General features: G+C 52.4%; 1 protein-coding gene. It reads right to left on the minus strand.

Going from position 1 to position 504, the window contains the following annotated elements; all coding sequences use genetic code 11:
- A partial coding sequence (locus NE664_13285; GenBank protein ID MCQ4727605.1) for a hypothetical protein occupies positions 1–462 on the minus strand: 462 nt, incomplete at its 3' end.
- Positions 463–504 lie beyond the last annotated feature (42 nt).

Below are 504 nucleotides of genomic sequence, written 5' to 3' on the forward strand. Positions count from 1 at the left end.
GTTGCTGCTTCCCATTACCTGCCTGAAATTCCGAAGAGCACTGTCGATGGTCTCCCCGGTGCCTACATTTGTATAGTTGGATACGGAGACGAATGTGTACTGCTTGATCAGACCCGCTCTGTCCTTCAATGTCATGAAATACGTGGCTTTTCCATCCAGATTGATAATCATCGGGAAGGAGGCGGTATAGCCATACTGCTGAACCTTACCCTGGGCAGACTGCTGGGCCGCCATCTCCGTGGCACCGCTCATCTGGTACATCTTCGGCTCCTTTGTCACCATGTCTACCATGATGAAGCCGATGGCCGATTCGTCGGAGCCCACGCTGGTGAGTCCTGTGAAGAGGTAGCAGTCAGAACCGTTGTAAACGATGATATTGCCCTGGCTGGTACGGAACTTATCCTGGTTGGAGAAGTTGAAAATACCGTGAACGTATGCGCCCTGATTCTGAATCTGCTGCATGATGAAGGCTTCCGGCTGAACACGGTCGACCCATTCCGGCAG

It is taken from the genome of Anaerotignum faecicola (assembly GCA_024460105.1).
GTDB lineage: Bacteria > Bacillota > Clostridia > Lachnospirales > Anaerotignaceae > JANFXS01.